The sequence below is a fragment of the Streptomyces sp. NBC_00385 genome (assembly GCF_035917155.1).
GTDB classification, from domain to species: domain Bacteria; phylum Actinomycetota; class Actinomycetes; order Streptomycetales; family Streptomycetaceae; genus Streptomyces; species Streptomyces poriferorum.
On record NZ_CP107951.1, the window covers coordinates 8,315,988 to 8,329,936 of the forward strand.

Genomic DNA, 13,949 nt, shown 5'->3' on the forward strand with positions numbered 1-13,949 from the left:
AGCAGCCCGGTCCGAAGGCGGCACGGCATCGTCTCGTACATGGGTACGTCCCCACTCTGCCGCACGGCCGTCAGGAGACCGCGGAAGCGCCCGCCTGCGTGGTCCCGGGGGCGTGAAGCGGCCCGTCGAGGGCCCAGGCGACATCCCTGAGCAGCGCGTGCCGCCAGCCTGCCCGGTCATGGCCGGACGGCGACCGTGACACCCGTACCGTCGCGCCCGCCTCTTCGGCCAGGGTCTCGACCGGCCGGCAGTGGGGGAGCATCCGCGTCTCGTGTTCCCCGACGTCGAACGCGACCCGCAGCCCGGTCAGGTCGGGGCGCTCGCGCAGCCGTGCGGCCACGGAGCCACCGGCCGGGCCGCCGAGAGGGTCCGCCAGGTCCGGCGCCCCGGGTGCCCACCAGAACGACCCCGACTGGCAGGCGACCCGGTTGACCAGCTCCGGGAAGTCCAGTGCCGCGTTCACCGCGCTGAGCCCGCCGAGGCTCTGCCCGGCCACCACCAGCCGGTCCAGGTCCGCCGTCACTCCGGACTCCGCGACGAGCGGCAGCAGTTCGTCGCGGACGGCCTCCCACAGCCCGGACCCCTCCGCGAACTCGGCGGCCCGGTCCTTGGCCGGCAGGAAGACCAGCGTGACGGGCGGCATCTCGCCTTCGGCGACGGCCGAGTCGAACGCGGCCATGGCCGGATGCAGGTACAGCCAGTCGTCCCCGTCCAGCAGCAGCACCACCGGTCCGCCGCCCCCGGCCGGGTGGACGCGCACCGTGCGTCGTCCGCCGAGCCGTGCGCTGTTCCAGCGGAGCCGGGTGTGCGGTACGGGGAGCACGTCGTCGGCGCCGACCACGGGCCAGTGCGGCTGGGCGGGGGCGTCCGGTGTCGCGGCGAGGGAACGGTCCATGCTGGCGCCGGCCGGGTTGAACGGGTCCGCGTGCGGCGTGTCTTCCACGAGGAACCGGTAGGTCACGCGGAGCCGTTCGGGCATGGGTACTTCGGCGTACCAGCAGTCGGTGTCGCGCCACCGGCGCAGGGGGACCGGCTCCGACCAGCTCTCGAAGTCGACGGTCGCCGGAGAGCCGCGCCAGAGGAACAGCGATACCCAGCCGCCGTCGCCGGCGGGTACCGACGCGGGCGTGCGGGCAGCCGCCCAGAACGCGTCGGTGCCGGGAGCACCGGTCAGTCCGAAGCCGGCGAAGTCGCTCTCGGTGCGGATCCGTTCGGTCACCGGGGGCATGAACGTCTCCTTGTGAGAGGGGAAGAGGAAAGGCTAAGCTCTGATCGATTAGGGGAGCCTAACCTAAGTTGGACTTCTCCTTCCATATCCCTGGCTCATCATTCGAACTCGCTCTCCGGGCTCGCTTACGGGGAGCACCGCCGGCCCGCCGGCGGGCAGAAGCACACGCTCGGCGCGGCCGTCACCGGCCCGTCGGACCCGAGGAGGTACTGACACATGAGCACCAACCCGTTCGACGACCCCGACGGCCGGTTCCTGGTCCTGGTGAACGGTGAGGGCCAGCACTCGCTGTGGCCGTCCTTCGTGGACGTGCCCGGAGGCTGGACGATCGCCTTCGAAGAGAACACCCGGGAGGCGTGCCTGGACTTCGTCGAGACCAACTGGACGGATCTGCGGCCTCGTTCCCTCACCGTCCCCGCGGACGCCTGAGCGGTCCAGCACCGGCCCGCAGCCGGGGTGCTGCCGTCGGGCCGTTCTGCCTGTTCGTGGAACCCGGAAGGAATGCGTTGACCACGACCCTGCCGCGTCCCGCCCTTGAGGCGCGTGCGCTCCGTGCGCCTGCGTCCTCCGTACGCTTCGCGCGTCCGGAGGACGCCGGTGAACTCGCCGCCCTGTCCGGGCCCTTCGTCCGTGCGGGCGCGCTGCGGGAGCGCCCTGTCTCGCTCTACGCCGCCCACGCGGCCGACTTCCTGGTGGCCGTGGGCCCCGCAGGCCGGCTGGAAGGCTGTGTGGGTCTGCGCGTGTACCCGGCCGGCCCGGCGGAGGCCGGCGCACCCGCGGGTGTTCTGTACAACTTCTGTGTGGCCGGGCACCGGCAGGGGTGCGGAGTGGGAGCGGCGCTGCTGCGCTCCGCGCTGACGAGGGCGCGTGCGCGGTCGCTCGGTTCCCTGTTCACCGCGACGACCGGCGGCGGACGGCTGTTCCAGCGGTACGGATTCACCTCGACGGCCGCGTGTCTGGCGCCCCGGACCTGGGCGGAGTCGCTGGATCCGCGGCGCAACGCCCGGATCCTCGCGAGGGCCGTGTAGAACGTCCGCGTCAGGGCGCGGCGCGGTGGCGCCGCGCCCCTGACGCCGAGTGGCGGTCCGCATCGCGGCCGCCGCCGGCGGTCACACGGTGCTCAGGTCGCGGTCCGGGCCGGTGCCGGGTGCGACGACGGTGTCCGGCACCACGGTGGTGCCGGGACCGTTCTCGCCGAGTACGCCTCGCAGCACCGCGTGCGGCACCCGGCCGTCGAGCACCTGTGCCCTGCGCACACCGCCCCGGACGGCCCGCAGACAGCCCTCCATCTTCGGCAGCATCCCGCTCGCGAGCTCCGGCAACAACCCGGCCAGCGCGTCGGCCGTCAGATGCCTGATCACCTCGGTGCTGCGCGGCCAGTCCGCGTACAGTCCCTCCACATCGGTGAGCATGACCAGCCGCTCCGCCCCGAGGGCCACGGCCAGCGCGGACGCGGCAAGGTCGGCGTTGACGTTGTAGACCTGCCCGTCGTCGCCGCGGGCCACGGGGGAGACCACCGGGATATGGCCCCGTGCCAGGAGTGTGCGCACCATGCCGGGGTTCACGTCCACGATGTCTCCGACGAGACCGATGTCCACCGGGCGGCCGTCCACATAGGCGGGCCGTCGCACCGCCGTCATCGTGTGCGCGTCCTCGCCGGTCATGCCCACGGCGAAGGGCCCATGGGCGTTGATCTGGCCGACCAGTTCCCGCTGGACGCGGCCGGACAGCACCATGCGCACCACATCCATGGTTTCCGCCGTCGTCACGCGCAGGCCCGCCTCGAAGTGGCTCTCCAGTCCGAGGCGGTCGAGCATCGCACTGATCTGGGGCCCGCCTCCGTGCACGACGACCGGGTGAAGGCCGGCGTGCCACAGCTCCACGACGTCCTGGGCGAAGAGGCGTTGCAGGCTCGCGTCCACCATAGCGTTGCCGCCGAACTTGACGACGACCACACGGGGCCGTGGTTCCGCGGGCCTCCTCGCCGGCCCGGTCGACGCATCCGTGTCCGGGTTCACGCGATCTGTGACGACCGGTGTCATGTCTGCCCCACCCCGTTCGAGAAGTTAGCTTAGCCTAACCTGAACGAAGGGAGTCCGGGTGCCGATCCCGCCGTCCTGCCCGCTCGTCGCCGGCGGGGGTTTCCGGTCGCCCGCGGCGCGGGCACCTGAGGGCGCTTCCACTCCGTTTGCGGAGCCCTGGACGTGGGGTTCGAGTGGAAGAACCCCTTTGCCCGTCCGGAGCTGACATGTCGATGGCGTTCGGTGGTCGCCCACGGCTATCAGCCCGAGTTCGGCGCTCGTCCGCTGCGACGAACCATCCAGGCGGAACTCGACAACCGCATCGCCTCTCTGCTCCTGAGCGGCGAAAGCGACCCGGGGGACACGATCGTCGCCGATGTGCGGGACGGCTCGCTCCACTGCGCGGTGCGCAAGGACGGGACCGGGAGCGTGGCGGAGGAGCCGGACACCGCTGGAAGCGACGCCGTCCAGTAGCGCGTCGGCCGGCAGCATGACCGGCCCCCGCTCCGCGGCCGCGTGCTACGTTCGCGTGATCGGACGACCGGGGGCACGTGGTGACGGAAGCAGGCGAGCGGCAGCCGGCATCGAGGGCGCGGCTGCGGAGGCAGCCGCAGCAGGCACGCAGCCGGGCCCGGGTCGAGGCCATCCTCGCCGCGGCCGACCGGATCCTGTCCCAGGAGGGGTACGAGGCGCTGACGACGCGGCGGATCGCCGAGGAGGCGGGTACGCCGGTCGGCAGCATCTACCAGTTCTACGCTGACAAGGGCGCCATCGTGGACGCCCTGGGCCGGAGGTACCTCGACACCTTCAAGGCCGCCATCGACGAACTCGTCGAGCGTACGGTCGAGGGCCACCTGTCCGACCCGGTCGGCACGATGGTCGGCGTCTACGCCGAGCTCGTCCGGTCCCAGACGGGCGGCATGGCTCTGTGGGCCGGGCGGCACCTCAGCCCTGAGCTCGCGCGGGCCGACGAGGCGAGCAACGCGCACATCGCCGAGGGGCTGCAGCGCATCGTGGAGCACCTCATCGGCGGGCCCGGCGGTCACCGGGCGCAACGGGCGACGCGGATGGTGGTGTGGGCCGCCAACGCCGTGCTGCACGAAGTGTTCAAGAGCGACGGCGAGCCGGACCTGGAGGCCGTGGACGAGCTCAAGCGGATGCTGAACGCCTACTGGGAGGACCTGCGCGGCCGGCTGACGGCCGCGGAAGGGTGATCCGGGGCGCTCGGCGGCCCGCCGGGCCCCGGGCCGCGGTTCCGGACTTCCGGGCCGGCCGGTTCCGCCGCTGACCAGCCCGCACCCTGGGCGTCGTGTCGTGGCACGGGAGCCCCGGACCGTCATCGGCCCGTCCCACCCCGCTCTCCTCGCCGGCCAGAGCCCGGCCGCGCCCGGACCATAGAACATGAACAAAAGTTCATGTTATGGTGCGGCCCACCTCGGTGGCGCGCCCCGGTCGCGAACAGCCGCCCCCTGGGCTGCCGTTGGGGTGCGAAGGCCGACCGTCGGCAGGATTCCGGAGCCACCGCGCGGGCGGCCGAACCTGGGCGACTCGCGCACCACCGATGAAGGTGACGCCAGTGACGACGAGCTCCACCGATGCCACTCGACCTCCCCGGCTGCCGGCCGGCTTCGTCTGGGGCGCCTCGACCGCCGCGTACCAGATCGAGGGCGCCGCCTACGAGGACGGCAAGGGGGCCTCCATCTGGGACACCTTCGTGCGGCGCCCCGGGGCGGTCCGTGACGGCCACACCGGCGACATCGCCTGCGACCACCACCACAGGTTCGACGAGGACGTCACGCTGATGCGCCGGCTCGGGCTCGACGCGTACCGCTTCTCGGTCTCCTGGCCGCGCATCCTGCCCACCGGTGCGGGCAAGGTCGAGCCGCGCGGGCTCGACTTCTACGACCGCCTGGTCGACGCGCTGCTCGACGCCGGGATCGAGCCCACACCCACCCTGTTCCACTGGGACCTGCCGCAGGCACTGGAGGACGAGGGCGGATGGCTGAACCGCACGACCGCCCATCGTTTCGCCGAGTACGCGGCCGTGGTCGCGGAACGGCTGGGCGACCGGGTCAAGCGGTGGATCACCCTCAACGAGCCCTTCGTCCACATGTCCTTCGGCTATGCCTTCGGCGTCCACGCCCCGGGCCGCGCACTGATGCTGGACGCGCTGCCCGTCGCGCACCACCAACTGCTCGGCCACGGCCTGGCGACCGCGGCGCTGCGAGCCGCCGTTCCCGGCGGGCGGATACTGATCGCCAACAACTGCACGCCCGTCCGCCTGCGCCACGACGCCCGGCACGACAAGGACGTGGCGGCCGCCTCCGCCTATGACGCCCTGCACAACCGGCTCTTCAACGATCCGCTGCTGCGGGGGAGTTATCCCGACCTGTCGGCCTACGGCATGACCGATCCGAGCTGGGGAGGAGTGGTGCGCGAGGGCGATCTCGCCACGATCGCCGCACCGCTGGACGGACTGGGTGTCAACTACTACAACCCCACCTGGGTCACCGCACCGGCCGATCCGGCCGCCGCGCTGCCCTTCGACCTGGCCGAGCCCGCGGAGCCGTACGAGCGGACCGCGTTCGGCTGGCCGGTGGTTCCCGATGGGCTCACGGAGCTGCTCACCGGTCTCAAGGCCCGCTACGGCAACGACCTTCCACCGGTGTGGATCACCGAGAACGGCTGCTCGCAGCCGGCCGGACTGCACGACCGGCCGCGCATCGAGTACCTCGCCGGGCACATCGACGCGATCGCCCGTGCCGTGTCCCGCGGGGTGGACGTGCGCGGCTACTTCACCTGGTCGCTGCTCGACAACTTCGAGTGGGCCGAGGGCTATCACCAGCGCTTCGGTCTGGTCGAGGTCGACTTCACCACCCGAGAGCGCACGCCCCGGGCGAGCTTCGAGTGGTACCGCGACCTCATCGCCTCCCAGCGGTCCTGAGCGGCGGACCCGTCATGTCCCATGCCTCCACGGCGGACGACGCCGCCGTCTTCGCCGAGCCCACCGTCCCGGTCGAGGCCGTGTGGACGGTGGACCTCTCGCTGGCCACGCTGGCCGTCTTCATGGCGTTCATGACCCCCATCCAGATCCTGCTGCCTCTCCAGCTGGAGCACATCGACCCGCACGACAAGAACGACGCCCTCTCGCTCGTCACCGGCCTCGGCGCACTCGTCGCGGTGCTCGCCAACCCGCTCGCCGGCGCGTGGTCGGACCGCACCACGAGCAGGTTCGGCCGCCGCCGGCCCTGGATCCTCGGCGGCGCCCTGGCCGGGGCGGCGGGGCTGTCGATCACCGCCACCCAGCACGCCGTGGCCGGGGTGGCCGTCGGCTGGTGCCTCGCACAGGCAGGGCTGAACGCGATGCTGGCCGGGGTCACCACCCCGATCGCCGACCGTGTGCCGCTCACCCAGCGCGCCCAGGTCTCCGGCTGGACCGGCATCATGCAGTCCTTCGGCCTCGTCCTCGGCGCGCTGATCACCACACTGCTCGTCACCGGTGTCCGCTCCGGCTACGTCACCCTCGCCGTGCTCACCGTCGCACTCGCCCTGCCCTTCGTGCTCCGCCACTCCGAACCGCCCCTGACCCGGGCCCTGCGCCCCGCCTTCGACGCCCGCACCTTCGCCCGCTCGCTCTGGGTGAGCCCCCGCCAGCACCCCGACTTCGCCTGGGCCTGGCTCACCCGCTTCCTGATCAACCTCGGCAACGCCCTCGGCACCCTGTACCTGTTCTACTTCCTCGCCGACGCCGTCCACTTCGACGACCCCGGCACAGGCGTCCTGATCCTCACGGTGGTCTACACCCTCTGCGCCGCGCTCACGGCCGTTCCGGCCGGTGTCCTGTCCGACCGCCTCGGGCGCCGCAAGGTCTTCGTCGTCCTCTGTTCGCTGGTCATGGCCGCAGCGGCACTGCTGCTCGCGGCGCTCCACACCTGGCCGTCCGCCCTCGCCGCCGCGGCCGTCCTCGGCGCGGGTTACGGCATCTACCTCGCCGTAGACCAGGCCCTGGTCACCCAGGTCCTGCCCGAGGCGACCGACCGTGCCAAGGACCTCGGCGTCATCAACATCGCCAACTCCGGCCCGCAGGTACTCGCCCCCGCTCTCGCCGCGCCGATCATCACCCACCTCGGCGGATACACCGGCCTGTACGCCACCGCCGCCCTGGTCATCCTCGTCGGCGGCCTCCTCGTCAACCGCGTCCGCGGCGTGGCCTGATGAACGGCCCGACGGACGGACGAGCCTGACCGGCCGTCCGGCCGTGCGACTCCCGACACTCGTCCGGTCGGCACCGTGCGTTGTCCGAGCGCGAGTTCATCAAAGATGAGAAATTCTCATGTTTCCCTGCCGGGACCGTTGACTCCGCCGGCCGTGGTCGTGATTCTGATAACTCGTCAGTAACGTGAATGAGCATGTCAATCGAAGCGAGTGATGACCATGGCTCAACCTTCGCGCCGCAGATTCGGATCTCTCACGGTGGTGTCACTGCTCCTCGCCGTGCTGTCCCTGGTGCTCGGCCCGATGCCCAGTTCCGCGGCGGAGCCCGACGCCGGCTGGTGGAACCCGACCGCGCGGCCCGCGCCCGACGCGCAGATCAACGTCACGGGTGAGCCCTTCAAGGGCACCGACGCCCAGGGCCGCGTGAAAGGCTTCGTGGACGCCCACGACCACATCATGTCCAACGAGGGCTTCGGCGGCCGCCTGATCTGCGGCAAGCCGTTCTCGGAGCAGGGCGTCGCCGACGCGCTCAAGGACTGCCCCGAGCACTACCCCGACGGCTCCCTCGCCGTCTTCGACTTCGTCACCAAGGGCGGCGACGGCCGGCATGACCCCGACGGGTGGCCCACCTTCAAGGACTGGCCCGCCCATGACTCGCTGACCCACCAGCAGAACTACTACGCCAGTATCGAGCGGGCCTGGCGCGGCGGCCAGCGGGTGCTGGTCAACGACCTGGTCACCAACGGTGTGATCTGCTCGGTCTACTTCTTCAAGGACCGCAGCTGCGACGAGATGACTGCCATCCGTCTGGAGGCGAAGAAGTCGTACGACATGCAGGCCTTCATCGACAAGATGTACGGCGGCCCGGGCAAGGGCTGGTTCCGGATCGTCACCAGCAGCGCCCAGGCCCGCGAGGTCATCGAGCAGGGCAAGCTGGCTGTGGTCCTGGGTGTCGAGACGTCCGAACCGTTCGGCTGCAAGCAGATCCTGGACATCGCGCAGTGCAGCAAGGAGGACATCGACCGGGGCCTGGACGAGCTGCGCGAACTCGGCGTGAGCAGCATGTTCCTGTGCCACAAGTTCGACAACGCCCTGTGCGGGGTGCGGTACGACTCCGGCGCACTCGGTACGGCGATCAACGTGGGCCAGTTCCTGTCGACCGGCACCTTCTGGAAGACGGAGGCCTGCCGCGGCCCGCAGCACGACAACCCCATCGGCAACGCGGTGGCGGCCGGGGCGCAGAAGCTGCTGCCGAGCGGGGTGGCCGTCCCCACGTACGCCTCGGACGCGCAGTGCAACACCCGCGGACTGACCGGACTGGGGGAGTACGCGGTGCGCGGGATGATGAAGCGTCACATGATGCTGGAGCTCGACCACATGAGCGTCAAGGCGGCGGACCAGGCCTTCGACGTTCTCGAGTCCGCGTCGTACCCCGGCGCCATCTCCTCGCACAGCTGGATGGACCTGGGATGGACCGAGCGGCTCTACAAGCTCGGCGGGTTCGCCGCCCAGTACATGAGCGGCTCCGCGGCCTTCAGCGCGGAGGCCGAACGTACGGACGCGCTGCGGGAGAAGTACCAGGTCGGCTACGGCTACGGCACCGACATGAACGGTGTCGGAGGCTGGCCGGCCCCGCGGGGCGGGGACGTCCCCGACCCGGTGCGGTACCCCTTCCGCAGCACGGACGGCGGTTCGGTGATCGAGAAGCAGACCACCGGCGAGCGCACATGGGACTTCAACACCGATGGTGCGGCGCACTACGGCATGGTCCCGGACTGGATCGAGGACATCCGCATCGTCGGCGGCCAGGGGGTCGTGGACGACCTCTTCACGGGCGCCGAGTCCTACCTGCGTACCTGGGGGAACGCCGAGAAACACACGTCCGGGGTGAATCTGGCCTCGGGCGCGGCCGCCTCGGCGTCCACGTCGGAGTGGTGGAACCCGGCCGTCAGCTTCGCTCCCGGCCGTGCCGTGGACGGAGACGAGGGCACTCGCTGGGCCAGCGAGTGGACGAACGACCAGTGGCTGCAGATCGACCTCGGATCAGCGAAGCCGGTCGGGCGCGTCACCCTGGACTGGGAGGCGGCCTACGCGAAGGCCTACCGCGTCGAGCTGTCGCAGGACGGCAGGAACTGGCAGACGGTGTGGTCCACTGCCACGGGTGACGGCGGCCTGGACACGGCGCGGTTCACCCCGGTCCAAGCGCGCTACGTACGTATGCACGGCCTGGAGCGCGGCACCAAGTGGGGCTACTCGCTCCAGGAGGCCGGCGTCTACAGCGGCTGACGGCACCGGAGCGCAGGCCTGCCGGTGCTGGTGCCGGCGGGCCTGCGCGGCGACTCCTGCCGGCCGGAGGCCCTCCGCCGGCCTCCCGCTCAGGCGGCGGGGCCGATGGTGACCTTGACGTGCTTCATGATCGGCTGGTCGCTCTGGGTGCTGTAGTCGCTGAGCGCGCACAGCACGTTCATCTCCGGCATGTAGCCGGCCGCACAGCCGCGGGGGATGTCGTAGGGGATCGCGAGGTAGCCGTTGAGCGACCGTCGGCTGCCGTCCTTGGCCGTGCTCGTGATGTCGACGGGGCCGAGGTCGTCGATGCCGCGCTCGCGCATGTCGGCCCGGTTCATGAAGACGAGCGTGCGCAGGTTCTTGATGCCGCGGTAGCGGTCGTTGTCGGAGTAGATGGTGGTGTTCCACTGGTCGTGGGACCGCATGGTCCCCAGGGCCAGGGTGCCGGCGGCGGGGACGACGTCCGGCAGCGCGGCGGCGGAGAACTCGGCCCGCCCGGACGGGGTGCGGAAGACCAGTTCCCGGGCGGGCTGCTTGATCCGGAAGCCGAGGGGCAGGCGCACCCGGCGGTTGAAGTCCTCGAAGCCGTCGAGCGCCCGGGCCATCGTGTCCCGGATCCGGTCGTAGTCCTCGACGTACCAGTGCCACGGCGTGGCACTGCCGGGGAGAGCGGCGCGCGCCAGGCCGGCGACGATGGCCGGTTCGGACAGCAGGTGGGGTGAGGCCGGCCGCTTCATGCCGATCGACAGATGGACCATGCTCATCGAGTCCTCGACGGACGTGCTCTGGATCCCCTTGCGCTGATGGTCCTTCTCGGTACGCCCCAGGCACGGGAGGATCAGTGCCTGCCTGCCGTGGACGATATGGCTGCGGTTCAACTTGGTGCTCACCTGGACGGTGAGGTCGCAGGCGCGCAGCGCCTCGTAGGTGTACGGGGTGTCGGGGGCGGCCAGGGCGAAGTTGCCGCCCATGCCGACGAACACCTTCACGTCGCCGCTGTGCATCGCCCGGATGGTGCGGACGGTGTCCAGACCGTGCTCGCGGGGCGGCTCGATGCCGCAGACCTCGCCGAGACGGTCCAGGAACGCGTCGGTGGGGCGGTGATCGATACCGCAGGTGCGGTTGCCCTGGACGTTGCTGTGTCCTCGTACGGGGGAGGGGCCCGCCCCTTCCCTGCCCAGATTGCCGCGGAGCAGCAGCAGGTTGACCACCTCCCGGACGGTGTCCACCCCGTGCTCGTGCTGGGTGAGGCCGAGGCACCAGCTGACGATGGAACGGTCGGCCTCGCGGTACACGCGTGCCGCCTTCAGGATGTCGGCGCGGCTCAGCCCGGACTGGGTCTCGATCTCCCCCCACGGCGTGGCTGCGCACACCGTGCGGTACTCCTCGAATCCGGCGGTGTGCCGGTCGATGAACTCCTGGTCCAGCGCCTTGGGATCGGTCGTCGACTGTTCCAGGATCGCCTTGGCCATGCCGCGCAGCAGCGCCATGTCGCCGCCGATGCGAGGCTGCAGGTTCAGGGTGCTGGTCCGGGTGGGCTTGAACAGGGCCATGTCCGTGAAGTCGTGCGGGACGATGGTGCGGGTGGCCGCTGCCTCCACCAGTGGGTTGACGTGCACGATCTGGGCGCCGCGGCGGTGGGCTTCGGCCAGGGCGGTGAGCATCCTGGGGGCGTTCGAGGCGGCGTTGACCCCCAGGATGAACAGTGCGTCGGCGGACTCCCAGTCCTTGAGGTCGACGGTTCCCTTGCCGGTGCCCAGGGAGGCCTGAAGGGCACGGCCGCTCGCCTCGTGACACATGTTCGAGCAGTCCGGCAGGTTGTTCGTGCCCAGCTCGCGGGCCATCAGCTGGTACAGGAACGTGGCCTCGTTGCCGAGCCGTCCCGAGGTGTAGAAGGACGCCCGGTCCGGGCTGTCGAGTTCGCGCAGGGCACGCCCGGCCAGCTCGAACGCGTCCTTCCAGCTGATCGGGACGTAGTGGTCGGACCCGGGGTCGTAGACCATCGGTTCGGTCAGCCGGCCCTGGTTCTCCAGGTCGTAGTCGCTCCATCCGGACAGCTCGGTCACCGAGTGGGCGGCGAAGAACTCGCGACCGACCCGCTTGCGGGTCATCTCCCAGGTGACGTGCTTGATGCCGTTCTCACAGATGTCGAGATGCAGGCCCTTGGTGTCGTCGGGCCACGCACATCCGGGGCAGTCGAAGCCCTTGTTCTCATGGTTCATCCGCATGATCGCCCGCGGCCCGTCCACCAGCGCGCCCTCGCGTACGAGGAAGCGGCTCACGCTCCTGGCCGCGCCCCAGCCCGCCGCGGGGTGGTGGTAGGGGCGGAACTCGGGCTTCGCGTCCGGGGCTGGCCCGATCTCGGGCTCCCGGGGTTCCTGGCTGTCACTGTTGGCGCTCAAGTTCCTCGACCCTTCAACCATGTGGGGTGGCTGGCAGAACGACGTTTTCCGGCAGGCTACGCCCGGGGGTACACCCCTGCCATCCGACCCGTGGGACCCTCGCCACGCCGGGCTCCGGCACTCGGCGGCGGTCCGTCGTGCCCTGTGGCGACCGCTGCGGAATCGGGTTGTACTGCCACGGGACGACGATCTTCGCGGCGTCCTGGCGGCCCGTGACCGCACGGGACGTCCGAGACCTTCATCGAGCCGGCCAGGGGGTCGATCTTGAAGTCCCCCAGGCGTTTGCTGCCACTGTCAGCCGTTCCCCGACTCGCCGGTTCGGCGTTCGCCGGAGCGGTGATCGGCGTGGCCGTCGGCATGCTGACCAACCACCCGATGGGTCTGCTCGCAGGCATCACCGCGGCGGAGACGCTGTTCGTCGTGGCGGGCTGGCTCGTTCTGTGGCCCATGGACCCCGCCACCACCCATCGCAACGCCCGGCGGGAGGAGTTCCGCCCGGTCGCGGAGGAACTCGTCGTCGTCGCCGCGGCTCTGTGCGGGCTGGTCGGCATCGTGCTGCTGCTCGTGGTCGGCCGCTCGGACCTGAGCCACGCCGCGGCCGCGACCGCGCTGTGCGGCGTGTTCATGGCCTGGGCCGCACTCCATCTGATGTACGCCACCCGTTACGCGTACCTCTACCACCGGGGGCCGAAGGGCGGGATCGACTTCAACTCCGAAGACCCGCCGCGCTACGTCGACTTTCTCTACTTCAGTTACAACCTCGGAATGACCTATCAGGTGTCCGACACCAACGTGTCGGACACCGCGCTCCGCGCGATCGTCCTGAGGCACTGTCTGCTGTCGTACGTCTTCGGCGCCAGCATCCTCGCCACCACCATCAACCTCGTCGCCGGAATCGTCACGGGCTGACCCGGGGGCGGCGGGGCGGGCCGGCCGGGGCCGCGCGCAGAGGGGGCTCCCGGTGCCCCGCGGCGGGGACGCCTTGCCACTCCCGGGTACCGGGGTGATGCTTGGGGACATGGCTGACCAAGCCGGTCCTGAGCCTGTCGCGGCCGTCAGACGTGCTCTCCGCCTGTTGGAGGCCGTCGGGGCGCACGGGAGCGGGGCCACCGCGCAACAGCTGGCCCGGGAAGCGGGGCTTCCCCCGGTCACGGTGTCCGAGCTGCTGCCCGGACTGGCCCGGGACGGGTTCGTGACCGACCTGGGCGACGGCGCGTACGTCCTCGCCGACACGGGGACCGCGCCGGGCGCCGTACACGACGGCCGCGCGCTGCACGAGCGTGTCCGTCCCGTGCTCACCGCACTGCGGAACGATCTCTCGGCCGCTGTCTACCTGACGCTGTACGAGGAGGGCGAGATCCGTGTGATGGAGATCGTCGACAGCGCCAGGACTCCGCGGGTGGACCTCTGGGTGGGCTTCGAGGATGCCGGGCATGCGACCGCCCTCGGCAAGAGCGTGCTGCGGGAGCTGGACGGGGAGGCGAGGGCCGAGTATCTGTCGCGGCACTCCCTGACCGGGCTCACACCCAGGACCATCACGCACCGGGAGGAGCTGCTCCGGCAGCTGGACGCCTCGTCGGCGGCGCCGCTGGTGATGGACCGCGAGGAGTACGCCCGGGGTACGACCTGTATCGCGGTGCCCGTGTACAGCGGCGATCAGATCGGGTCCCTCGGCATCTCCTTCCGGTCGGACCGCATGTACCGGTCCGACCAGGTCCGTGAAGGGCTGCTGTCGTCAGCGATCCGCGTGTCCAGGCGGCTCTCGCTCCCCGGGTGAGCCCGGGGGCTCCTCCCGCG

At 70.9% G+C, this 13,949-nt stretch carries 11 protein-coding genes and 1 pseudogene; 9 read left to right on the top strand and 3 right to left on the bottom strand.

Features of this window, described 5'->3' with window-relative positions; translation table 11 throughout:
* Nucleotides 1-70: 70 nt before the first annotated feature.
* Nucleotides 71-1,228 (bottom strand): alpha/beta hydrolase-fold protein, encoded by a 1,158-nt coding sequence (locus OG959_RS36730; protein WP_326665532.1) that lies wholly within the window; start codon nt 1,226-1,228, stop codon nt 71-73.
* 216 nt (nt 1,229-1,444) lie between these two features.
* Here OG959_RS36730 and OG959_RS36735 point away from each other — a divergent pair, with 216 nt between their 5' ends.
* Complete coding sequence (locus OG959_RS36735; RefSeq protein ID WP_306081075.1) at nt 1,445-1,657, top strand: MbtH family protein; 213 nt, start codon at nt 1,445-1,447, stop codon at nt 1,655-1,657.
* Between the two features lie 77 nt (nt 1,658-1,734).
* Nucleotides 1,735-2,256 (top strand): GNAT family N-acetyltransferase, encoded by a 522-nt coding sequence (locus OG959_RS36740; RefSeq protein ID WP_326665535.1) that lies wholly within the window; start codon nt 1,735-1,737, stop codon nt 2,254-2,256.
* Between the two features lie 81 nt (nt 2,257-2,337).
* Here the strand turns inward: OG959_RS36740 and argB are convergent, their stop codons facing one another.
* Entirely contained in the window at nt 2,338-3,270 is a 933-nt protein-coding gene (gene argB / locus OG959_RS36745) for an acetylglutamate kinase (protein ID WP_326665537.1), read from the bottom strand.
* 222 nt (nt 3,271-3,492) lie between these two features.
* Between argB and OG959_RS36750 the strand changes: the two are divergent.
* The 5 genes and pseudogenes from OG959_RS36750 to OG959_RS36770 form a co-directional block, all read left to right on the top strand.
* A pseudogene (locus OG959_RS36750) lies at nt 3,493-3,723 on the top strand (hypothetical protein); the annotation flags it as partial.
* A gap of 77 nt (nt 3,724-3,800) precedes the next feature.
* Nucleotides 3,801-4,463, top strand: a complete 663-nt coding sequence (locus tag OG959_RS36755; protein ID WP_326665539.1) for a TetR/AcrR family transcriptional regulator — start codon at nt 3,801-3,803, stop codon at nt 4,461-4,463.
* 347 nt (nt 4,464-4,810) lie between these two features.
* Complete coding sequence (locus OG959_RS36760; RefSeq protein WP_326665541.1) at nt 4,811-6,193, top strand: GH1 family beta-glucosidase; 1,383 nt, start codon at nt 4,811-4,813, stop codon at nt 6,191-6,193.
* Between the two features lie 14 nt (nt 6,194-6,207).
* Entirely contained in the window at nt 6,208-7,464 is a 1,257-nt protein-coding gene (locus OG959_RS36765) for an MFS transporter (protein ID WP_326665543.1), read from the top strand.
* A gap of 213 nt (nt 7,465-7,677) precedes the next feature.
* A complete protein-coding gene (locus tag OG959_RS36770; RefSeq protein WP_326665545.1) occupies nt 7,678-9,750 on the top strand; it encodes a discoidin domain-containing protein in 2,073 nt (690 codons plus the stop codon).
* Nucleotides 9,751-9,839: 89 nt separating this feature from the next.
* On the opposite strand, the gene OG959_RS36775 is transcribed toward OG959_RS36770, so the two are convergent.
* Nucleotides 9,840-12,173, bottom strand: a complete 2,334-nt coding sequence (locus tag OG959_RS36775) for an FdhF/YdeP family oxidoreductase (RefSeq protein ID WP_326665547.1) — start codon at nt 12,171-12,173, stop codon at nt 9,840-9,842.
* Nucleotides 12,174-12,416: 243 nt separating this feature from the next.
* On the opposite strand from OG959_RS36775, the gene OG959_RS36780 reads away from it, so the two are divergent.
* A complete protein-coding gene (locus OG959_RS36780; protein WP_442805702.1) occupies nt 12,417-13,061 on the top strand; it encodes a DUF1345 domain-containing protein in 645 nt (214 codons plus the stop codon).
* 109 nt (nt 13,062-13,170) lie between these two features.
* On the top strand, nt 13,171-13,929 hold the full coding sequence (locus OG959_RS36785; RefSeq protein WP_326665549.1) for an IclR family transcriptional regulator: 759 nt from the start codon (nt 13,171-13,173) through the stop codon (nt 13,927-13,929).
* Nucleotides 13,930-13,949: the final 20 nt, after the last annotated feature.

Bases quoted from the DNA above. Each gene is read 5' to 3' on its own strand.
- OG959_RS36730 (WP_326665532.1), bottom strand. From the start codon at position 1,228: ATGCCCCCGGTGACCGAACGGATCCGCACCGAGAGCGACTTCGCCGGC.
- OG959_RS36735 (WP_306081075.1), top strand. From the start codon at position 1,445: ATGAGCACCAACCCGTTCGACGACCCCGACGGCCGGTTCCTGGTCCTG.
- argB (WP_326665537.1), bottom strand. From the start codon at position 3,270: ATGACACCGGTCGTCACAGATCGCGTGAACCCGGACACGGATGCGTCG.
- OG959_RS36760 (WP_326665541.1), top strand. From the start codon at position 4,811: ATGAAGGTGACGCCAGTGACGACGAGCTCCACCGATGCCACTCGACCT.
- OG959_RS36765 (WP_326665543.1), top strand. From the start codon at position 6,208: ATGTCCCATGCCTCCACGGCGGACGACGCCGCCGTCTTCGCCGAGCCC.
- OG959_RS36770 (WP_326665545.1), top strand. From the start codon at position 7,678: ATGACCATGGCTCAACCTTCGCGCCGCAGATTCGGATCTCTCACGGTG.
- OG959_RS36775 (WP_326665547.1), bottom strand. From the start codon at position 12,173: ATGGTTGAAGGGTCGAGGAACTTGAGCGCCAACAGTGACAGCCAGGAA.
- OG959_RS36785 (WP_326665549.1), top strand. From the start codon at position 13,171: ATGGCTGACCAAGCCGGTCCTGAGCCTGTCGCGGCCGTCAGACGTGCT.